Annotated in this window: 19 protein-coding genes; 17 read left to right on the top strand and 2 right to left on the bottom strand. The window is 60.4% G+C overall.

Going from position 1 to position 21,613, the window contains the following annotated elements:
- The first annotated feature begins 70 nt into the window (after positions 1–70).
- The 17 genes from mnmE (at position 71) to glmS (ending at position 17,968) form a co-directional block, all read left to right on the top strand.
- Entirely contained in the window at positions 71–1,438 is a 1,368-nt protein-coding gene (gene mnmE / locus B3M58_RS19060) for a tRNA uridine-5-carboxymethylaminomethyl(34) synthesis GTPase MnmE (RefSeq protein ID WP_296221489.1), read from the top strand.
- 635 nt (positions 1,439–2,073) lie between these two features.
- Positions 2,074–3,966: a tRNA uridine-5-carboxymethylaminomethyl(34) synthesis enzyme MnmG gene (gene mnmG / locus B3M58_RS19055; RefSeq protein ID WP_296221487.1), complete on the top strand. Its 1,893-nt coding sequence runs from the start codon at positions 2,074–2,076 to the stop codon at positions 3,964–3,966.
- Positions 3,966–4,613, top strand: coding sequence for a 16S rRNA (guanine(527)-N(7))-methyltransferase RsmG (gene rsmG, locus B3M58_RS19050; RefSeq protein WP_296221486.1), 648 nt, complete (start codon positions 3,966–3,968; stop codon positions 4,611–4,613). The genes mnmG and rsmG overlap by 1 nt, the downstream gene beginning before the upstream one ends.
- A gap of 12 nt (positions 4,614–4,625) precedes the next feature.
- Positions 4,626–5,414, top strand: a complete 789-nt coding sequence (locus B3M58_RS19045; RefSeq protein ID WP_296221484.1) for a ParA family protein — start codon at positions 4,626–4,628, stop codon at positions 5,412–5,414.
- Between the two features lie 11 nt (positions 5,415–5,425).
- Positions 5,426–6,298: a ParB/RepB/Spo0J family partition protein gene (locus tag B3M58_RS19040; RefSeq protein WP_296221482.1), complete on the top strand. Its 873-nt coding sequence runs from the start codon at positions 5,426–5,428 to the stop codon at positions 6,296–6,298.
- Between the two features lie 158 nt (positions 6,299–6,456).
- Positions 6,457–6,864, top strand: a complete 408-nt coding sequence (locus B3M58_RS19035) for a F0F1 ATP synthase subunit I (RefSeq protein ID WP_296221481.1) — start codon at positions 6,457–6,459, stop codon at positions 6,862–6,864.
- A 14-nt stretch (positions 6,865–6,878) separates the two neighbouring features.
- Positions 6,879–7,748: a F0F1 ATP synthase subunit A gene (atpB, locus tag B3M58_RS19030; protein ID WP_296221480.1), complete on the top strand. Its 870-nt coding sequence runs from the start codon at positions 6,879–6,881 to the stop codon at positions 7,746–7,748.
- Positions 7,749–7,863: 115 nt separating this feature from the next.
- Positions 7,864–8,121 (top strand): F0F1 ATP synthase subunit C, encoded by a 258-nt coding sequence (atpE, locus tag B3M58_RS19025; protein ID WP_003097235.1) that lies wholly within the window; start codon positions 7,864–7,866, stop codon positions 8,119–8,121.
- A 57-nt stretch (positions 8,122–8,178) separates the two neighbouring features.
- On the top strand, positions 8,179–8,649 hold the full coding sequence (locus B3M58_RS19020) for a F0F1 ATP synthase subunit B (RefSeq protein WP_296221477.1): 471 nt from the start codon (positions 8,179–8,181) through the stop codon (positions 8,647–8,649).
- A gap of 15 nt (positions 8,650–8,664) precedes the next feature.
- Positions 8,665–9,201 (top strand): F0F1 ATP synthase subunit delta, encoded by a 537-nt coding sequence (locus tag B3M58_RS19015; protein ID WP_296221475.1) that lies wholly within the window; start codon positions 8,665–8,667, stop codon positions 9,199–9,201.
- Positions 9,202–9,222: 21 nt separating this feature from the next.
- Positions 9,223–10,767 (top strand): F0F1 ATP synthase subunit alpha, encoded by a 1,545-nt coding sequence (gene atpA / locus B3M58_RS19010; protein WP_296221474.1) that lies wholly within the window; start codon positions 9,223–9,225, stop codon positions 10,765–10,767.
- A 50-nt stretch (positions 10,768–10,817) separates the two neighbouring features.
- Entirely contained in the window at positions 10,818–11,678 is an 861-nt protein-coding gene (gene atpG / locus B3M58_RS19005; protein ID WP_296221473.1) for a F0F1 ATP synthase subunit gamma, read from the top strand.
- A 30-nt stretch (positions 11,679–11,708) separates the two neighbouring features.
- The gene (atpD, locus tag B3M58_RS19000) at positions 11,709–13,085 is read left to right on the top strand and encodes a F0F1 ATP synthase subunit beta (protein WP_296221472.1); all 1,377 of its coding nucleotides are present in this window, start codon (positions 11,709–11,711) and stop codon (positions 13,083–13,085) included.
- Positions 13,086–13,127: 42 nt separating this feature from the next.
- Positions 13,128–13,556 (top strand): F0F1 ATP synthase subunit epsilon, encoded by a 429-nt coding sequence (locus B3M58_RS18995; protein WP_296221470.1) that lies wholly within the window; start codon positions 13,128–13,130, stop codon positions 13,554–13,556.
- Positions 13,557–13,835: 279 nt separating this feature from the next.
- A complete protein-coding gene (gene glmU, locus B3M58_RS18990; protein ID WP_296221468.1) occupies positions 13,836–15,194 on the top strand; it encodes a bifunctional UDP-N-acetylglucosamine diphosphorylase/glucosamine-1-phosphate N-acetyltransferase GlmU in 1,359 nt (452 codons plus the stop codon).
- Positions 15,195–15,349: 155 nt separating this feature from the next.
- Entirely contained in the window at positions 15,350–16,117 is a 768-nt protein-coding gene (locus B3M58_RS18985; protein ID WP_296221467.1) for a DeoR/GlpR family DNA-binding transcription regulator, read from the top strand.
- Between the two features lie 15 nt (positions 16,118–16,132).
- Positions 16,133–17,968: a glutamine--fructose-6-phosphate transaminase (isomerizing) gene (gene glmS, locus B3M58_RS18980; protein ID WP_296221466.1), complete on the top strand. Its 1,836-nt coding sequence runs from the start codon at positions 16,133–16,135 to the stop codon at positions 17,966–17,968.
- Between the two features lie 356 nt (positions 17,969–18,324).
- Here the strand turns inward: glmS and B3M58_RS18975 are convergent, their stop codons facing one another.
- Together B3M58_RS18975 and B3M58_RS18970 are read right to left on the bottom strand one after the other, a co-directional pair.
- Entirely contained in the window at positions 18,325–19,656 is a 1,332-nt protein-coding gene (locus B3M58_RS18975; RefSeq protein WP_296221464.1) for a DUF1329 domain-containing protein, read from the bottom strand.
- Between the two features lie 19 nt (positions 19,657–19,675).
- The gene (locus B3M58_RS18970) at positions 19,676–21,574 is read right to left on the bottom strand and encodes a DUF1302 family protein (protein ID WP_296221462.1); all 1,899 of its coding nucleotides are present in this window, start codon (positions 21,572–21,574) and stop codon (positions 19,676–19,678) included.
- Positions 21,575–21,613 lie beyond the last annotated feature (39 nt).

Here is a 21,613-nt window from a genome sequence, read left to right as displayed (position 1 = left end):
GACAGCCTCTAAGCTCTAAAAAGACGCCCCCGCAGTGGGGCGTCTTGCTATCCAGCATTCGGAGATCATCATGCAAACAGCCCGTGAAACCATCGCCGCCGTTGCCACCGCCCAAGGCCGTGGCGGTGTCGGTATCGTGCGTATTTCCGGTCCTCTGGCCGGGCAACTGGCCCAGGCTGTTTGCCAGCGCGAACTGAAACCGCGCTATGCCCACTACGGACCCTTTTTCGCCAGTGCCGAACAGGTGCTCGATGAAGGATTGGCCTTGTACTTTCCGGGGCCGAATTCGTTTACCGGCGAGGATGTTCTGGAGCTGCAAGGGCATGGCGGGCCAGTGGTATTGGACCTGCTGCTGCGTCGCTGCTTGCAACTCGGCGCGCGCCTGGCCCGGCCTGGCGAATTCAGCGAACGCGCCTTTCTCAATGACAAGCTCGACCTGGCCCAGGCCGAGGCGATTGCCGACCTCATCGAAGCGAGTTCCGAGCAGGCGGCGCGCAATGCTCTGCGCTCCTTGCAAGGCGCCTTTTCACAACGTGTGCATGGCTTGACCGAGCACCTGATCAACCTGCGCATCTACGTCGAAGCAGCGATCGATTTCCCCGAGGAGGAAATCGACTTTCTTGCCGATGGCCACGTGCTTAGCCAGTTGCAAGCGGTACGGGCCGACCTGGCTGGCGTGCTGCGCGAAGCCGGGCAAGGCGCCCTACTGCGCGATGGCATGACGGTGGTGATCGCCGGCCGGCCAAATGCCGGTAAATCCAGCCTGCTCAATGCCCTGGCCGGGCGTGAAGCGGCCATCGTCACCGAAATCGCCGGCACCACCCGCGACGTGCTGCGCGAACATATCCACATCGATGGTATGCCGCTGCATGTGGTCGACACCGCCGGCCTGCGCACGACCTCCGACCAGGTCGAAAAAATTGGCGTCGAGCGCGCGCTGAAGGCCATTGGCGAAGCCGACCGCATCCTGCTGGTGGTGGATGCCACGGCCCCCGAAGCCGATGATCCCTTTGCCCTGTGGCCGGAGTTTCTCGCCCAACGGCCCGACCCGGCCAAGGTCACCCTGATCCGCAACAAGGCCGATCTGTCTGGCGAGCCAGTGGCGCTGGAAGTGTGCAACGACGGCCACATAACCATCAGCCTCTCGGCCAAATCGACAGAAGGCCTGGACCTGCTGCGCGAACACCTGAAAGCCTGCATGGGCTATGAGCAGACCGCCGAAAGCAGCTTCAGCGCGCGCCGACGTCACCTGGAAGCACTGCGTCAGGCCGAAACGTACCTCGAGCATGGCCACGCCCAGTTGACCCTGGCAGGTGCCGGCGAACTGCTCGCCGAAGACCTGCGCATGGCTCAGCAAGCGCTGGGCGAAATCACCGGTGCCTTCAGCTCCGATGACCTGCTGGGGCGGATCTTCTCCAGCTTCTGCATCGGCAAGTAGGATGGGTTAGCGACGCAGAACCCCAAATCTGCAAGCAACACAAATCCCCCCGCATCGCGTAACCCATCATGACTTTGATGGGTTACGCCGCATCGAATCATGCGCCGCATCCGCAATACCCTCCCTGCGCCTAACCCATCCTACGTCCCGAAATCCCAACTTATGCCATCCAGGCAGGTATTCGCCTGGACGAAATAGGCTCACCAATCCATTTATTTACTCGGCTAAGCCCTGTGGAAAACCCGGCCTAAGCCCAGTCCATAACCCGGTGATAAAACGGATGATAACCGCCCCTGTGGATAACCATCCGTTTCATCCACAGCTTGCGTACGGCAACTGAACAGGCAGCGGGCAGGATCAACACAGACTTTTTAAACGCTGTAAGCACTGATTCTATTGGGCTGTAGCGATCTATCCACAGAAACTCCGTTGCTAAGTAATAAACATATAAACAAGGCTTTATAAGAATTCTCTCTTTTATTCTTTATTAACCGACCGACCTGAACCCCCCAAAGCCAGCTGGCTATTTTTTGTGCAAAAGGCTTCTTTCATACCGGCTAAATCCCTATACTTGCCGGCTTTCCAGCTTTTCAAACCCAAAAGCCCCCCATTTCTCAACAGGCACGAGGTGCGTGGTGGATTTCCCTTCCCGTTTTCAGGTGATCGTCATCGGCGGCGGTCATGCCGGTACCGAGGCTGCCTTGGCAGCTGCACGCATGGGGGTGAAAACCCTGCTGCTGACCCATAACGTGGAAACACTCGGGCAGATGAGCTGCAACCCGGCCATCGGCGGGATCGGTAAGAGCCATCTGGTCAAGGAAATCGACGCCCTTGGTGGTGCCATGGCTGAAGCCACCGACAAAGGTGGTATTCAGTTCCGCGTCCTCAACAGCCGCAAAGGCCCAGCCGTTCGCGCCACTCGCGCCCAGGCCGATCGCGTGCTGTACAAAGCAGCGATTCGCGAAACCCTGGAAAACCAGGCCAACCTGTGGATATTTCAGCAGGCAGCTGATGACCTGATCGTCGAAAACGACGAAGTCAAAGGTGTGGTCACCCAGATGGGCCTGCGTTTCCTCGCGGATTCCGTGGTGTTGACCACTGGTACCTTCCTCGGCGGACTTATCCACATCGGCCTGCAGAATTACTCCGGCGGTCGCGCCGGTGATCCTCCTTCGATTGCCCTGGCCCAGCGCCTGCGTGAATTGCCGCTGCGCGTTGGTCGTCTGAAAACCGGGACGCCGCCACGCATCGATGGCCGTTCGGTGGACTTCTCGGTGATGACCGAGCAGCCGGGCGATACGCCCACGCCGCTGATGTCCTTCCTCGGGCGTGCCGAGCAGCAGCCACGCCAGGTCAGCTGCTGGATCACCCACACCAACGCGCGCACCCACGAGATCATCGCGGCCAACCTGGATCGCTCGCCGATGTATTCGGGCGTGATCGAAGGCGTCGGCCCGCGTTATTGCCCGTCGATCGAAGACAAGATCCACCGCTTCGCCGACAAGGACAGCCACCAGGTATTTATCGAGCCCGAAGGCCTGAATACCCATGAGCTGTACCCCAATGGCATCTCCACCTCGCTGCCATTCGATGTGCAGTTGCAGATCGTGCGCAGCATCCGCGGCATGGAAAACGCGCATATCGTGCGGCCCGGCTACGCCATCGAGTACGACTACTTCGACCCGCGCGATCTCAAGTACAGCCTGGAAACCAAGGTCATTGCCGGGCTGTTTTTCGCCGGGCAGATCAACGGCACCACCGGTTACGAAGAAGCCGGTGCACAAGGTTTGCTCGCCGGGGCCAACGCTGCGCTGCGCGCTCAGGGCAAGGACAGTTGGTGTCCACGTCGCGATGAGGCCTACATCGGTGTGCTGGTCGACGACCTGATTACCCTGGGCACCCAGGAGCCCTACCGCATGTTCACCTCGCGGGCCGAATACCGGCTGATCCTGCGTGAAGACAACGCCGACCTGCGCCTGACCGAGAAAGGCCGCGAGCTGGGCTTGGTCGACGACGTGCGTTGGGCGGCCTTCGAAGCCAAGCGCGAAGCTATCGCACAGGAAGAACAGCGTCTGAAAAGCACCTGGGTCCGCCCGGGTACGCCGCAAGGCGAGGCGATTGCCGAGCGCTTCGGCACGCCGCTGACCCACGAATACAATCTGCTCAATCTGTTGGCGCGCCCGGAAATCGATTACGCCGGCCTGGTCACCATCACTGGTGGCGGTGCGCAAGATCCGCGAGTGGCCGAGCAGATCGAGATCAAGACCAAGTACGCCGGCTATATCGACCGCCAGCAGGACGAGATCGCCCGCCTGCGCGCCAGTGAAGACACCAAGCTGCCGGCGGATATCGATTACGCGGGGATTTCCGGGCTGTCCAAGGAAATCCAACACAAGCTCGGTAATACCCGCCCGGAAACCCTGGGGCAGGCCTCGCGGATTCCCGGCGTCACTCCGGCAGCGATTTCCTTGTTGCTGATCCACCTGAAAAAGCGCACTGCCGGTCAGCAGTTGGAGCACAGCGCCTGATGTCGTTGGTCACCGCCCGTCACGCCGAAGAACTGAGTCAGGGTGCCCGCGAGCTGGGTGTCGAACTTAGCGAGCAGCAGCACGAGCAGTTGCTCGCCTACCTGGCCCTGCTGATCAAGTGGAACAAGGCCTACAACCTCACCGCCGTGCGCGATCCGGATGAAATGGTTTCGCGTCATCTGCTCGACAGCCTGTCCGTGGTCACTCATGTGCGCGAGGCTGGAGATAACTGGCTGGACGTCGGCAGCGGCGGCGGCATGCCGGGGATTCCGCTGGCGATCCTGTTTCCCGAACGACAGTTCACCTTGCTCGACTCCAACGGCAAGAAGACCCGCTTCCTGACTCAGGTGAAGCTCGAGCTGAAACTGGCCAACCTGCAAGTTATCCACAGCCGGGTCGAAGCCTTCACCCCTGAGCAGCCATTCAGCGGTATTTGTTCGCGCGCGTTCAGCGCCCTGGAAGATTTCAGCAACTGGACCCGGCATCTAGGAAACGGCGATACGCAGTGGTTGGCGATGAAGGGCGTGCACCCGGATGACGAGCTGCAAGCTCTGCCGGCGGACTTCCGTCTCACCGCCACGCATGTGCTCAAGGTTCCCGGTTGCCAAGGTCAGCGCCATCTGCTGATACTGCGTCGCTCGGTCTAGGGGGAATGCAGCATGGCTAAGGTATTCGCAATCGCTAACCAGAAAGGCGGTGTGGGCAAGACCACCACCTGCATCAATCTGGCGGCTTCGTTGGTCGCGACCAAGCGCCGCGTGCTGCTGATCGACCTCGATCCTCAGGGCAACGCGACCATGGGCAGTGGTGTGGATAAGCATGCCCTGGAGTACTCGATCTACGACGTGCTGATCGGTGAATGCAACCTGGTCGAGGCCATGCAGTTTTCCGAACACGGCGGTTACCAGCTGTTGCCGGCCAACCGCGACCTGACCGCTGCAGAAGTCGCCCTGCTGGAAATGAAAATGAAGGAAAGCCGCCTGCGTTATGCCCTGGCGCCGATCCGTGAAAACTACGATTACATCCTCATCGACTGCCCGCCGGCGCTGTCGATGCTCACCGTCAACGCCCTGGTCGCCGCCGATGGGGTAATCATCCCCATGCAGTGCGAGTATTACGCCCTGGAAGGGTTAAGCGACCTGGTCAACAGCATTCAGCGCATCGCCCAGTTGCTCAACCCGAGCCTGAAGATCGAAGGCCTGCTGCGCACCATGTATGACCCGCGCATCAGCTTGACCAATGACGTGTCGGCGCAGCTCAAGGAACATTTCCCAGACACGCTCTATCAAACCGTGATCCCGCGTAACGTGCGCCTCGCCGAAGCGCCGAGTTTCGGTATGCCGGCGCTGGTGTATGACAAGCAATCCCGTGGCGCCATTGCCTACCTGGCCTTGGCTGGCGAACTGGTTCGTCGGCAGCGCGCTGCCGCCCACACTGCAACCGCATAAGGAATTTCCGCATGGCCGCCAAGAAACGAGGGCTAGGACGAGGCTTGGACGCCCTCTTGGGGGGCACCAGTGTCAGCGCTTTGCAGGAAGAAGCCGCCGAAGCCGATAGCCGCGAGCTGCAATACGTGCCGCTGGACCTGATCCAGCGCGGCAAATACCAACCGCGCCGCGACATGGACGCCACCGCCCTGGAAGAACTGGCGCAGTCGATCAAGTTGCATGGTGTGATGCAGCCCATCGTGGTGCGGCCGATTGCCGAGGGGCGTTTCGAAATCGTTGCCGGTGAACGCCGCTGGCGTGCCAGTCAGCAAGCGGGGCTGGACAAGATTCCGGCGATGGTTCGCGAACTGCCGGACGAAGCCGCCATCGCCATGGCGCTGATCGAAAATATCCAGCGCGAAGACCTCAACCCGATCGAAGAAGCCATGGCCCTGCAGCGCTTGCAGCAGGAGTTTCAGCTGACCCAGCAACAAGTCGCCGAGGCGGTGGGCAAGTCGCGGGTAACCATCACCAACCTGCTGCGCCTGATTGCCCTGCCGGAAGAGATCAAAACCCTGCTTTCGCATGGCGATCTGGAAATGGGCCATGCACGTGCCTTGCTCGGTCTACCGCTGGAGCAGCAGGTCGAAGGGGCGCGACATGTTGTCGCACGCAGCCTCACGGTACGGCAAACCGAGGCACTGGTGCGCCAGTGGTTGAACAGCAAAGGCAAGCCAGCGCCGGTGGTCAAGGCCGACCCGGACATCAGTCGCCTGGAACAGCGCCTGGCTGAGCGCCTGGGCTCTCCGGTGCAAATCAAGCATGGGCAGAAGGGCAAAGGCCAGTTGGTGATCCGCTACAACTCGCTGGATGAATTGCAGGGCGTACTCGCTCACATTCGCTGAAACAATTGCCGTGTAGCGAGTAGTCGGAAATCACTACCTGGCAGTTGAATGGGGGTGGAAGCGCCCCTATACTCTGCGCGCTTTCGTCGGCACAAACTATGCCAAGTTATTGATTCTCTTGGTGCCGACACCAGATGCTCTGATCCCAGGAAAACGCGATGGATGTTCGCACGCCAAAACGCCTGCCCTTCCATCGACTGCCGGTTTTTCCGGTGCTTGCTGTTCAGTTGGTCGTTGTGCTGCTGCTGGCTGCCGTTTTATGGCAATGGTGGGGTGTCGTGGCCGGTTACTCTGGGCTCTGCGGCGGCCTGATTGCCTGGTTGCCGAATGTGTATTTTGCCCATAAGGCGTTCCGTTTCAGTGGAGCGCGGGCCGCCCAAGCCATCGTCCGGTCGTTTTATGCCGGCGAAGCGGGCAAGTTGATTCTAACGGCAGTGTTGTTTGCACTGACGTTCGCAGGTGTGAAACCACTGGAAGCGCTGGCGGTGTTCGGCGTGTTTTTCCTGACCCAGTTGGTCAACTGGTTTGCGCCCCTGCTGACGAAAACAAGACTTTTAAGACCTTAGCGTTTGAGGGATATATGGCAGCTGCAGAAACCGCTTCGGGTTATATCCAGCATCACCTGACTAACCTGACCTACGGTCAGCATCCGGTGAATGGTTGGAGCTTCGCCCACAACGCCAAGGAAGCTCAGGAAATGGGCTTCTGGGCATTCCACGTCGACACCCTCGCGGTATCGGTGGTGCTCGGTCTGATCTTTATCCTGCTGTTCCGTGCAGCGGCTGCCAAGGCGACCTCTGGCCAACCGGGCAAGCTGCAGAACTTCGTCGAAGTGCTGGTCGAGTTCGTCGACGGTAGCGTCAAAGACACCTTCCACGGTCGCAATGCGTTGATCGCTCCGCTGGGTCTGACCATTTTCGTCTGGGTCTTCCTGATGAACTTCATGGACCTGATCCCGGTGGACTGGTTGCCGATGCTGGCGGCGAAGATCTCCGGCGACCCGAACCTGTATTTCCGCGTCGTGCCGACCACCGATCCAAACGCCACCCTCGGCCTGGCCCTGTCGGTCTTCGCCCTGATCCTGTACTACAGCATCAAGGTCAAAGGCATCGGCGGCTTCCTCGGTGAATTGACCCTGCACCCATTTGGCAGCAAGAACGTGCTGGTTCAAGCGCTGCTGATTCCGGTCAACTTCCTGCTCGAATTCGTCACTCTGATTGCCAAGCCGATCTCCCTGGCCTTGCGTCTGTTCGGCAACTTGTATGCTGGCGAGCTGATTTTTATCCTCATCGCGATCATGTTCGGCGGCGGTTTGCTGCTCGGCGCGCTGGGTATTGTCTTGCAGTGGGCGTGGGCGGTGTTCCACATCCTGATCATCGTGCTGCAAGCGTTCATCTTCATGATGCTGACCATCGTCTACCTGTCGATGGCACACGAAGACAACCACTAAGAGCGCCTAGGCGCTCGCAGTGGACGCCCGTAAGGGCAACAGAAACAACGATTTTGCTTTACCGCTTTACCTTAGAAAACCTTAACCAATACGACATAAAAAGTCGGGAGGAAAGATGGAAACTGTAGTTGGTCTGACCGCGATCGCCGTTGCACTGCTGATTGGCCTGGGTGCCCTGGGTACCGCCATTGGTTTCGGCCTGCTGGGCGGCAAGTTCCTGGAAGGCGCTGCGCGTCAGCCGGAAATGGTTCCGATGCTGCAAGTTAAAATGTTCATCGTCGCCGGTCTGCTCGACGCCGTGACCATGATCGGTGTTGGTATCGCACTGTTCTTCACCTTCGCGAACCCCTTCGTTGGTCAAATTGCAGGCTAATCACTCGACCTATCGAGTTGATTGGTTTGACGGACAACGAACGAGCGAGGTGTTGGCGTGAACATTAATGCAACCCTGATTGGCCAGTCCGTTGCCTTCTTCATCTTCGTGCTGTTCTGCATGAAGTACGTGTGGCCTCCGGTCATTACGGCTTTGCACGAACGTCAGAAGAAGATTGCAGACGGCCTGGACGCTGCTAGCCGTGCGGCTCGCGACCTGGAGTTGGCCCAAGAGAAAGTGGGTCAGCAACTGCGCGAAGCCAAAGGCCAAGCAGCCGAAATCATTGAGCAAGCCAAGAAACGCGCGGCCCAGATCGTCGACGAAGCCCGTGATCAGGCCCGTGTCGAAGCTGACCGTGTGAAGGCTCAGGCTCAGGCCGAGATCGAACAGGAACTGAATGGCGTCAAAGACGCGCTGCGTGCCCAATTGGGTAGCCTGGCCGTCAGCGGTGCCGAGAAGATCTTGGGCGCATCCATCGACCAAAACGCGCATGCGGAGCTGGTTTCCAAACTGGCAGCCGAAATTTAAGCGAGGGGCGCGATCATGGCAGAACTGACCACGCTGGCCCGACCTTACGCCAAGGCTGCCTTCGAGTACGCCCAGGCCCACCAGCAACTGGCCAATTGGTCAGCCATGCTCGGCCTGGCGGCTGCGGTGTCGGAAGACGACACCATCCAGCGCGTACTCAAGGCTCCGCGTCTGACGAGTACAGATAAGGCCACCACCTTCAACGAGGTGTGTGGTGACAAGTTCGACGCCCAGGTACGCAATTTCATCCACATCGTTGCTGAGAACGATCGTCTGGCCCTGTTGCCGGAAATCGTTGCACTGTTCGAGCTGTATAAAGCCGAGCAGGAAAAATCAGTCGATGTGGATGTCACCAGTGCCTTCGCATTGAGCGATGAACAGCAAGACAAACTCGCCAAGGTTCTCAGTGCACGGCTCGGCCGGGAAGTGCGCCTGCACGCTGCGGAGGATGCCACCTTGATCGGTGGTGTCGTGATCCGCGCCGGCGACCTGGTTATCGATGGCTCAGTTCGCGGCAAAATCGCGAAGCTGGCCGAAGCATTGAAATCTTGAGTTTGAAGGGGCAGCAGAGCTATGCAGCAACTCAATCCTTCCGAAATAAGTGAAATCATCAAGGGCCGCATCGACAAGCTCGATGTAGCCTCGCAAGCCCGTAACGAAGGCACAGTCGTCAGCGTATCCGACGGTATCGTGCGTATTCATGGTCTGGCCGACGTTATGTACGGCGAAATGATCGAGTTCCCGGGCGGCGTTTACGGTATGGCCATGAACCTGGAGCGCGACTCTGTCGGCGCCGTGGTTCTCGGTGCTTACCAGGCATTGGCCGAAGGCATGAGTGCCAAGTGCACCGGCCGCATCCTTGAAGTTCCGGTTGGTCCGGAACTGCTGGGTCGTGTGGTTGATGCCCTGGGTAACCCTGTCGACGGTAAAGGCCCGCTGAACAACGTCGCTACCGACGCGGTTGAGAAGGTTGCACCGGGCGTGATCTGGCGTAAGTCGGTCGACCAACCGGTGCAAACCGGTTACAAGGCCGTCGATGCGATGATCCCGGTTGGTCGTGGCCAGCGCGAGCTGATCATCGGTGACCGGCAGATCGGTAAAACCGCTCTGGCGATCGACGCGATCATCAACCAGAAGAACAGCGGCATTAAGTGCGTCTACGTGGCAATCGGTCAGAAGCAATCGACCATCGCCAACGTGGTGCGCAAGCTGGAAGAAAACGGCGCGTTGGCTAACACCATCATCGTCGCCGCCAGCGCCTCCGAATCCGCTGCGCTGCAATTCATTGCACCGTACGCCGGCTGCACCATGGGCGAGTACTTCCGCGACCGCGGCGAAGACGCGCTGATCGTTTATGACGATCTGTCCAAGCAAGCCGTGGCTTACCGCCAGATCTCCCTGCTGCTGCGCCGTCCGCCAGGCCGTGAAGCCTACCCAGGCGACGTGTTCTATCTCCACAGCCGTCTGCTGGAGCGTGCCTCGCGCGTTTCCGAAGAGTACGTTGAGAAGTTCACCAACGGCGCGGTGACTGGCAAGACCGGTTCCCTGACCGCTCTGCCGATCATCGAAACCCAGGCTGGCGACGTTTCCGCGTTCGTGCCGACCAACGTGATTTCGATCACCGACGGTCAGATCTTCCTGGAATCGGCCATGTTCAACTCCGGCATTCGCCCGGCAGTGAACGCCGGTGTGTCGGTATCGCGCGTAGGTGGTGCCGCTCAGACCAAGATCATCAAGAAGCTCTCCGGTGGTATTCGTACCGCTCTGGCTCAGTACCGTGAACTGGCGGCATTCGCCCAGTTCGCTTCTGACCTGGACGAAGCCACGCGTAAGCAGCTTGAGCATGGTCAGCGCGTTACCGAGCTGATGAAGCAAAAGCAATACGCGCCGATGTCCATCGCCGACATGTCGCTGTCCCTGTACTCGGCCGAACGTGGCTACCTGCAGGACATCGAAATCGCAAAAATCGGCAGCTTCGAACAAGCTCTGATTGCTTACTTCAACCGCGATCACGCCGATTTGATGGCGAAGATCAACGTGAAGGGTGACTTCAATGACGAAATCGACGCAGGCCTGAAAGCCGGTATCGAGAAGTTCAAGGCCACCCAAACCTGGTAAGCCGCAGCGGAGGTCTTCTGACCTCCGCCTGCTAACCCGATAGGTGTCAAATGGCAGGCGCAAAAGAGATTCGCAGCAAGATTGCGAGCATCAAAAGCACGCAAAAGATCACCAGCGCCATGGAAAAGGTGGCTGTCAGCAAGATGCGCAAGGCTCAAATGCGCATGTCTGCCAGCCGTCCCTACGCGGAGCGCATCCGCCAGGTAATTGGTCATCTGGCCAACGCTAACCCGGAATACCGTCACCCGTTCATGATCGAGCGCGAAGTTAAGCGTGTCGGTTATGTGGTGGTGAGTTCGGACCGTGGTCTGTGCGGTGGCTTGAATACCAACCTGTTCAAGGCCTTGGTCAAGGACATGGCGAGCAATCGCGAGCAAGGCGTGGAGATCGATCTCTGCGTGATTGGCAGCAAGGGTGCGGCGTTCTTCCGCAGCTTTGGTGGCAATGTCGTTGCTGCGATCAGCCACCTGGGCGAAGAACCGTCGATCAATGATCTGATCGGTAGCGTCAAAGTCATGCTTGATGCGTACCTCGACGGCCGCATCGACCGTTTGTCCGTGGTCTCGAACAAGTTCATCAACACCATGACGCAACAGCCGGTAGTGGAACAGTTGGTTCCTCTGGTGGCTGATTCGGATCAACAGCTCAAGCATCACTGGGACTATCTCTACGAACCCGATGCTAAAGAGCTGCTGGACGGCTTGATGGTGCGCTACGTGGAATCGCAGGTGTACCAGGCGGTGGTCGAGAACAGCGCAGCCGAGCAGGCGGCGCGGATGATCGCGATGAAGAACGCTACCGACAACGCCGGTGATTTGATCAGCGATTTGCAGCTGATCTACAACAAGGCGCGTCAGGCGGCGATCACCCAAGAGATCTCGGAAATCGTTGGCGGCGCTGCCGCGGTCTGATACCGGTTCATATATTCAGAGGATCCAGCTATGAGTAGCGGACGTATCGTACAAATCATCGGCGCCGTGATCGACGTGGAATTCCCACGCGATCAGGTTCCGAGCATCTACGACGCTTTGAAAGTTCAAGGCGCCGAAACCACCCTGGAAGTTCAGCAGCAGCTGGGCGACGGCGTGGTGCGTACCATTGCGATGGGCTCGACCGAAGGCTTGAAGCGCGGTCTGGACGTCAACAACACTGGCGCAGCCATCTCCGTACCGGTCGGTAAAGCGACCCTGGGCCGGATCATGGACGTGCTGGGCAACCCGATTGACGAAGCTGGTCCGATCGGTGAAGAAGAGCGTTGGGGCATTCACCGCTCTGCGCCGTCTTTCGCTGAACAAGCGGGCGGCAACGATCTGCTGGAAACCGGCATCAAGGTTATCGACCTGATCTGTCCGTTCGCCAAAGGCGGTAAAGTCGGTCTGTTCGGTGGTGCCGGTGTCGGCAAGACCGTAAACATGATGGAACTGATCCGTAACATCGCCATCGAGCACAGCGGTTACTCCGTGTTCGCCGGTGTGGGCGAGCGTACCCGTGAGGGTAACGACTTCTACCACGAGATGAAGGACTCCAACGTTCTCGACAAGGTAGCCCTGGTCTACGGTCAGATGAACGAGCCGCCAGGCAACCGTCTGCGCGTAGCACTGACCGGCCTGACCATGGCCGAGAAGTTCCGCGACGAAGGTAACGACGTACTGTTGTTCGTCGACAACATCTACCGTTACACCCTTGCCGGTACCGAAGTATCCGCTCTGCTGGGCCGTATGCCCTCCGCCGTGGGCTATCAGCCGACGCTGGCTGAAGAAATGGGCATCCTGCAAGAGCGCATCACGTCGACCAAGAACGGTTCGATCACCTCGATTCAGGCCGTTTACGTACCTGCGGATGACTTGACCGACCCGTCCCCGGCGACCACCTTCGCCCACTTGGACGCCACCGTCGTACTGTCCCGTGACATCGCCTCCCTGGGTATCTACCCAGCGGTCGACCCGCTCGACTCCACCTCGCGTCAGCTCGACCCGAACGTGATCGGTCAAGAGCACTACGACACCGCGCGTGGCGTGCAGTACGTACTGCAGCGTTACAAGGAACTGAAGGACATCATCGCGATTCTGGGTATGGACGAGCTGTCGGAGACCGACAAGCAGTTGGTATCCCGTGCGCGTAAGATCCAGCGCTTCCTGTCCCAGCCGTTCTTCGTGGCCGAAGTCTTCACCGGTTCGCCAGGCAAGTACGTTTCCCTGAAGGACACCATTGCCGGCTTCAGCGGCATCCTGAAAGGTGACTACGATCACCTGCCAGAGCAGGCGTTCTACATGGTCGGCGGCATCGAAGAAGCCATCGAGAAAGCGAAGAAACTGTAACTACCCGTGCGCCCGGTAACGGGCGCTTACGTGAGGCTAGATATGGCTATGACAGTCCATTGCGACATCGTCAGCGCAGAAGGCGAGATCTTCTCCGGTCTGGTCGAGATGGTGATCGCGCACGGCAACCTGGGTGATATCGGTATCGCTCCAGGCCACGCGCCGCTGATCACCGACCTCAAGCCGGGCCCGATTCGCCTGGTCAAGCAGGGTGGCGAAGCCGAGGTGTTCTACATCTCCGGTGGTTTCCTGGAAGTACAGCCGAACATGGTCAAGGTCCTTGCCGATACCGTGCAACGGGCTGCCGACCTGGACGAAGCCTCTGCTCAGGAAGCCGTTCAGGCTGCCGAGAAAGCGTTGCACGACAAAGGTGCCGAGTTCGATTACGGCTCCGCTGCCGCTCGTCTGGCCGAGGCTGCAGCTCAGCTGCGCACCGTCCAGCAGCTGCGCAAGAAGTTTGGCGGTAGCTGATACTAGGTTGTTGAACACCTAACGAGCGAAGGTTAGGCAAGGCGAAACCAGCCGAGAAAGCGGAGTTTACCGTGGTAAATGAGCATTTCGAGATGGGTTTCAACGCGGCATAGCCGGTTGCAGTAGTTTTCAGCGAGCTAGTCGTTACGCTTCATCGAACGACAGTAAAAGGGTAGCCTTGGCTACCCTTTTTCTTGTCTGGCGTTTTACCCAGATGCCCGGTGGCATGGCTTCACCTGTTGGCCTCACGCTGCTTCCGACTGTTCAGGATTTGTTTGCATGTCTCTCGATATCGTTATTCTCGCCGCCGGCCAAGGCACCCGCATGCGTTCCGCCTTGCCGAAAGTCCTGCACCCGGTTGCCGGTAAAGCCATGCTCGGGCATGTGATCGACAGCGCGCGCCTGCTCAAGCCGCAGGGCATTCATGTGGTGATTGGTCATGGTGCCGAACTGGTGCGCGAGCGCCTGGCGGCAGATGACCTGAATTTCGTGCTGCAGAGCGAACAACTGGGCACCGGGCATGCCGTGGCCCAGGCGCTGCCGGCCTTGAGTGGCGAGCGCGTGCTGATTCTCTACGGCGATGTGCCGTTGATCGAAGTGGAAACCCTGCAGCGCCTATTGCAACAGGTCAGCGAGCAGCAGCTTGGGCTGTTGACGGTCAACCTGAATGACCCGACCGGCTACGGCCGCATCGTTCGTGATGAGCAGGGCGTGGTCAACGCCATCGTCGAGCATAAGGATGCCAGTGCCCAGCAGCGGCTGATCAGCGAAGGCAACACCGGGATTCTCGCCGTACCGGGCCAGCGCCTGGGCGACTGGCTGGGGCGGCTGTCCAACAGCAACGCCCAGGGCGAGTATTACCTCACCGACGTGATCGCCATGGCGGTGGCCGATGGCTTGGTCGTAGCCACCGAGCAGGCGGCCGACGAGATGGAAGTGTTGGGGGCCAACGACCGCATTCAGCTGGCGCAACTCGAGCGCCACTACCAATACCGCGCCGCGCGCCGCCTGATGCTGCAGGGCGTGACCCTGATCGACCCGGCGCGCTTCGACCTGCGCGGTGAAGTCACGGTGGGCCGCGATGTGTCGATCGATGTCAACGTGATCCTCGAAGGTCAGGTCGTCATCGAAGATGGCGTGCAGATCGGGCCGAACTGTGTGATCAAGAACTCGATCCTGCGCAAAGGCTCCATCGTCAAAGCCAACAGCCATCTGGAAGGGGCCGAAATGGGCGAGGGCGCCGATTGTGGGCCGTTCGCCCGTCTGCGTCCCGGTTCGCTGCTGGGCGCCAAGGCGCATGTCGGTAACTTCGTCGAGCTGAAGAACGCCAAGCTGGGCGAAGGCGCCAAGGCCGGCCATTTGAGCTACCTGGGCGACGCCGAGATTGGTGCGCGCAGCAATATCGGCGCCGGCACCATCACCTGCAATTACGACGGCGCCAACAAGTTCAAAACGGTGCTCGGCGAGGACGTGTTTATCGGCTCCAACAGCGCCCTGGTCGCGCCGGTGACTTTGGGTGACCGCGCCACCACCGGTGCCGGTTCGGTGATTACTGCTGATGTGCCGGCTAACACCCTGGCCGTCGGCCGCGCCAAGCAGCGCAATATCGACGGCTGGAAGCGCCCGACCAAGAAGTGATGCCGAGTAGGGCGGACATGGCGCAGCCTTGTCCGCCACCACCGCGCACGTGGTCGACAAGCCTTCGCCATGTCCACCCTACGTCGATTGCCACTTGACGCAAAAGCTTCATTAGGTTTTGATTCGCGCAATTATCTTTCGAATCGAAACTTAATATGTCGAAACGCAACACTCCGCAACGTCGCCACACCATTCTTGCCCTGCTTGCCGAGCAGGGTGAGGTGAGCGTGGATGAGTTGTCGAAGGCGTTCGCCACCTCCGAAGTGACCATTCGCAAAGACCTTGCCGCCCTGGAAAAGAGCGGCCTGCTGTTGCGTCGCTACGGAGGTGCGGTACCCATGCCGCAGGAGCTGATCAGCGATATCCAGCCGATCTCCCAGTACAAGCAGGCTATCGCCCGTGCTGGTGTGGCGCGCATTCGTGAACATGCGCGGATCATCATCGACAGTGGCACCACCACGGCGGCGATGATTCCCCAGCTCGGGCACAAGCCTGGCCTGGTGGTGATGACCAACTCGCTCAACGTGGCCCGCGCCATCAGCGAGCTGGAGCACGAACCGGTGTTGCTGATGACGGGCGGCACCTGGGACCCGCATTCGGAGTCGTTCCAGGGGCAGGTCGCCGAGCAGGTGCTGCGTTCCTATGACTTCGACCAGCTGTTTATCGGTGCCGATGGCATCGACCTGAGCCGTGGCACCACCACCTTCAATGAACTGCTCGGGCTTAGCCGGGTGATGGCAGATGTGGCCCGCGAAGTGGTGGTGATGGTCGAGAGCGACAAGATCGGCCGCAAGATTCCTAACCTGGAGCTGCCCTGGAGCGGCATCCATACCCTGATAACCGACGAGCGCCTCAGCCCCGAGGCCCGTGAACAATTGAGTGCACGCGGGATCAAGCTGATCTGCGCTGCGCTAGACGCCTGAGTTAAGGAGAGACATATGTGTGGCATCGTAGGTGCAATCGCCGAACGCAATATCACCGCCGTGCTGGTTGAAGGCCTCAAGCGCCTGGAATACCGCGGTTACGACAGCGCCGGTGTGGCGCTGCTGACGGATAAAGGCGACCTCGACCGCCGTCGCCGTGTGGGCAAGGTCAGTGAGCTGGAAAGCGCATTGAGCGCTGAACCGCTGGCTGGCCGCCTCGGTATCGCCCACACCCGCTGGGCCACCCATGGTGCGCCGAGCGAGCGTAATGCCCACCCGCATTTCTCCAGTCAGGATTTGGCGGTGGTGCACAACGGCATCATCGAGAACCATGAAGAACTGCGCGCCCAGCTCAAGGGCCTGGGTTACGTGTTCAGCTCCGACACCGACACCGAAGTGATCGTGCACCTGCTCGACCACACCCTGAAAACCCAGCCGGATCTGGCCGCTGCGCTGAAGCAAGCGGTCAAGCAGCTGCACGGGGCCTACGGCCTGGCGGTGATCAGCGCCAAGCAGCCGGATCGCCTGCTCGCCGCCCGCAGTGGCAGCCCGCTGGTGATCGGCCTGGGCCTGGGGGAGAATTTCCTCGCCTCCGACCAGCTGGCTTTGCGCCAGGTCACCGACCGCTTTATGTACCTGGAAGAAGGCGATATCGCCGAGATCCGCCGCGACAGCGTGCAGATCTGGGACGCCAGTGGCCAGCCGGTGGTGCGCGAGAGCGTGCAATACCACGAAGGCGCCGAGGCCGCCGACAAGGGCGAGTACCGCCACTTTATGCTCAAGGAAATCCACGAGCAGCCCAAGGTCGTGCAACGCACCTTGGAAGGCCGTCTGGGTTCTGACCACGTGCTGGTTCAGGCTTTCGGCCCGCAGGCCGCCGAGCTGTTCGCCAAGGTGCGCAACGTGCAGATTGTCGCCTGCGGCACCAGTTACCATGCCGGCATGGTCGCGCGTTACTGGCTGGAAGGCCTGGCCGGGATTCCCTGCCAGATCGAAGTGGCCAGCGAGTTCCGCTACCGCAAGGTGGTGGTGCAGCCGGACACCCTGTTCGTCAGCATCTCCCAGTCCGGCGAAACCGCCGACACCCTGGCCGCGTTGCGCAATGGTAAAGAGCTGGGCTACCTGGCCAGCCTAGCGATCTGCAACGTCGGCATCAGCTCGCTGGTGCGTGAATCCGACCTGACCCTGTTGACCCAGGCCGGCCCGGAAATCGGCGTGGCCTCGACCAAGGCCTTTACCACCCAGTTGGTGGCGCTGATGCTGCTGACCCTGGCCCTCGGCCAGGTGCGCGGCACCCTGGATAAAGGCCTGGAAGCCGAGCTGGTCGACGAACTACGCCGCCTGCCAACCCGTCTGGGCGAAGCTCTGGCCATGGACAGCGTGGTGGAGAAGGTTTCCGAGCTGTTCGCCGAGAAGCACCACAGCCTGTTCCTCGGCCGTGGCGCACAGTACCCGGTGGCGATGGAAGGCGCGCTCAAGCTCAAGGAAATTTCCTATATCCACGCTGAAGCCTACCCGGCTGGCGAGCTCAAGCACGGCCCGCTGGCACTGGTCGACAGCGATATGCCGGTGGTTACCGTGGCACCGAACAACGAGCTGCTGGAAAAGCTCAAATCCAACCTGCAGGAAGTGCGCGCCCGTGGCGGCGAGCTGGTGGTGTTTGCCGACGAGCAGGCCGGCATGAGCAATGGCGAAGGCACCCATGTGGTGAACATGCCGCATATCCACGACGCCCTGGCGCCGATCCTCTACACCATCCCGTTGCAGCTGCTGTCGTACTACGTCGCCGTGCTCAAGGGCACCGATGTCGACCAGCCGCGCAACCTGGCCAAGAGCGTGACGGTCGAGTAAGCGCGGCGCAGTGAAAAAAACCACCCGGACAAGGCGTTCGCTTAAGGTGTTGATGGAATGAGCTGAAAGTCTTACTCCACCAGGGCTGGAAAATAAAAAACCCTCGGAAGAAATTTCTCCCGAGGGTTTTTTGTTTCTAAGCCCCGCGTTAGATGGGTTTAGCCACTCGCTTTCAACACCTTAAGCGAGCGGCTAGCCATCCAGCCGGTTCTTTCGCTAAGCCCCCAGAGGGGCAGACGCTACCCACAAAAGCCGCATGCAACGGAGCGTGAGGATCTTGGCCTGCGCAGCCGCTGGAGCGTTTTGTGTTGGGCGATCCACCCGGCGTGGGCCGGGCGGATGCCGAGGGGACGGTTTCAGTTACCGGTGGCGCGCATGTGTTGCACGCTGAACATCTCCGGCTTGCTCATGTCCGGATCGACCTGGCCCTTGAACTGCCCTGTGGTGCAGTGCATGGCCTGGATGTCGACCATCGAGAAGCTGTCGTCGATCGACACGCCGGAGCCCTTGTTCTTCGGCAGGTGGTGGTCCGGGTGGGCCTGGCCGATAGTGAAGGTCTTCCACATGCTGCCCTTGCGGTCATACGACACGGTGCGCGGCACGGTGAAGGTCTGCGCATCCATGTAATGCACGCGTTTGGATAGCGGGTGGCTGCCGTCCACCGGCACCGATTCGACTTCGTAGACCTTGCGCAGCTGCCAGGTGATGTTGGGGAAACAGCCGCCCTGGCCGCCGAACGCCACCACCTGATAACCGTCGCTGTCCTTGTGCGTTTCGCTGTCCAGCGTCAGGTCGTTGTGGTTGTAGAAGGGCATCAGCATGAAGCGGGTGCCCTTGTAGCTCCACTGCATATCGGAGATGCGCCCGTTGTAGCCCTCGAAGTCCTCGATCATCAGGTCGGAGCCGAGGAAGGCATCGGTCACCTGGCCGGTGGCCAGGCGCCGCACGCGGCGCTGGAAGCCCAGGTACAACCAGGAGTTGTCGCGTTTGAGGTCGTCTTCGGCGCGGTGGATCAACAGCTGGGTGTTGCGTACGTCATACGGCTCCAGCACGTTGACGTAGATGCCGCGGAACAGCTGCGACGGGTTGGGGGTGATCGCCGGCTTGGGCTCCTGGTTGACCCGGCGGGTGAAGTTGAGGAAGTGGAAGTCGAACTTGATGGTGCGCTCCAGCTTGGCCGTGTTCATGTCGCGGAACTTCCAGTAGAACGGCGAGATGGCGGCGCTGTCGCCCCAGTTGTAGCCGTACTTGTAGTTCCAGGCGAGCTTCTCGCCGGCGCGCGGGTCGTTCGTTTCCGGCTCCTGGGGGAACGGCCGGCCGGCCACGGCGCCGCTGATCTCTCCGGGCTTGGCACCGAGTTTGACCGTGTCCATGTGCTGGCGGGTAGCCTCGACATAGTTGGGGTGCAGGTCGAAGGAGGTGGTGTCGCCGACCTCCAGTTCCACCCAGCCCTTGTCGATGAAGTCATAGAACGCCGGGTCGATGATCTCCTTGAATTGCCCGACGTTACCTTTGTTGATCTTCATTCCGGTATTCAGACCGGCGAAGCTCGGCTTGTCGCTCTGGTAGGGGTGGAAGGACTGCTGGATCACCGCCTCGTCGGCGGCGTGGACGCCGCTGGTCGCGCCCAGCGTCAACAGGGCCAGCGCCAGGGCGCGACTCTGCTGGGATTTATTGTTGTTGTTCATGGCTGTTCCTCGTGATTGATCAGAAGCTGTAGCGCAGGGTCAGTTGCAGTTCGTCTTCCTTCTGCGCCATGCCGATGGGGCCGGCGCGGAAGCGGCCCAACGGCTCGTAGCCGCTCAGACCGGCGCTTGCGCCTTCCGGCAGGCCATAGCTGGTGAAGGGGTCCCAGGGGTTGCAGCTGCGGCAGTCGTCGAACTCGCGAGCGCCGCGACCGACCTTGAAGTTGGCGCCGGCGACGATCTTCAAGTTGTCGCTGAACAGGTATTCCAGGCTCGGCGCGATGGCCGTGGCCTGGGCCTTGAAGTCATGCGCGACGATCACTTGCGGGCTGAGGCGGTCGTTCATCCACCAGCCTTTCACCAGCAGGGTGCCGATCCAGTTCTGCTCCCAGTCCGGCATGCCGGCCTTGCCCAGTGGGCGATCCTCAAGCTGGTGCTCGTGGATGTGCTGGCCGAACAACTGGCCGGAGAAAAGGAAGGCGCGGCCGGGGTTGAGCACGGGGATGAAGATGTTCTTGTCCGCACCGATCACGTAACGGGTGACGTTGGACTCGGAGAACAGCCGCGATTGCAGGGTGTTGGCAAACTCCTCGCCTTCGGTGTGCGCGACTTCGAAGCGGAACACCGTGTCGATCGCTTGCGAGTAGTAGTCCATCGAACCGCCGAGCAGGTTGACCCGCGGGAAATGGATATCGAAGGCGATCAGGCTCGGCCATACCGCGGTTTCACCGGTGAAGGCGTTCTGCGCCGGGATGCCGCCACGCAGCGAGGGCAGTTGCGAACGGTAGGTCAGGGCGTTCAGCGAGAAGCCGAAATCGCCGTAGACGCCTTCCAGCTTGATGCCGAACTGGCTGTTGGACAGGCTCCAGGACGGCATGTGCGCCTTGCGGATACCGATCTGGCCGGGGCCGAAGTCGGTGGCGATGTTGCCGCCAGCGAAGTTGGCCACGGTGCCGCCGTTTTCCCACAGGTTGTTCATGCCGCGGAAGAAGCAGCCAGCATCGAGGATCGAGTTGGGCTGGCCGCACTGCCCGAGGTTGTGCGGACGGAACTTGTCGACGTTCCACACGAACGACAGGTTGAGGTCGTCGAACACCTCGCCGGCGCCCATGCGCCAGTCGGCCTTGGCGATCCACATGGGAATGCGGATGTCTTCCAGCTCGTCGTAGATGTTGTTGCGCGAGTAGTCGACCGGGTTGATCACGTCGAGCACGCGGAACAGGTCGGTGCGGCCCCAGATCACCTGCTGCTTGCCCAGGCGCCAGCTAAGGATGTCGCCGTTGGGCAGCTCGTTGTCGAAGTCGACGTAGAGCTCGCGGATGAAGTCCAGGCGTTCGTTGAACTCGGGGAAACGCAGGTCGTTGCTGCTGTAGTCCAGGTAGTCGTCGATGCAGCCGCGGCTGTCCTTGTCGCAGGGCCGTACCGGCACGCCGAAGGCCACGCCGCCACGGGTTTTGTGCAGGTTTTCGCCGAGCACGATCATCCCCTCGTTGGGGTTGCGCGCGTCGTTGAAGCCGAAGAAGGTGCCTGGCGGACGGATGCCACCGCCGTGCGGCACAGTCGAGCCCGTGCCGGCGATGTTGTTCTCCAGGTTGACCGCGCCGCCCGCGCCACTGCCGTACTCGCTGCTGTTGAGGTCGTAGACCCCGTCGTAGGTGCCACGGAACGTGCCGTGGAAGGCCACGTTGTTGAAGTTCAGCTGGCCCAGGGTGCCGAATTTCTTGTCGGCGTTGACCTGCACGGTGTTGCGGAATTTCGACAATCCGGCGCTATCGCGAACGAAGGTGGCATTCTCGTAGTAACCGGTGAACTGCATTTCTTCCTCGGCCATGACCGAAGTCAGTGGCGTCAGAGCAAGGCTTGAGCCGCCCAGCAGGGCCAGACTCCAGTGTCGCAGGCCCATTTTTGTTGTTGTCGGCATGACAGGTCCTCGTGCGGTTTAAGTGTGGGAAGGCATCCG

Origin of the sequence: Pseudomonas sp. UBA2684 (assembly GCA_002354655.1) — a bacterium.
In the GTDB taxonomy this organism is placed as follows: domain Bacteria; phylum Pseudomonadota; class Gammaproteobacteria; order Pseudomonadales; family Pseudomonadaceae; genus Aquipseudomonas.
This window is presented reverse-complemented; position numbering and strand designations above follow the sequence as displayed.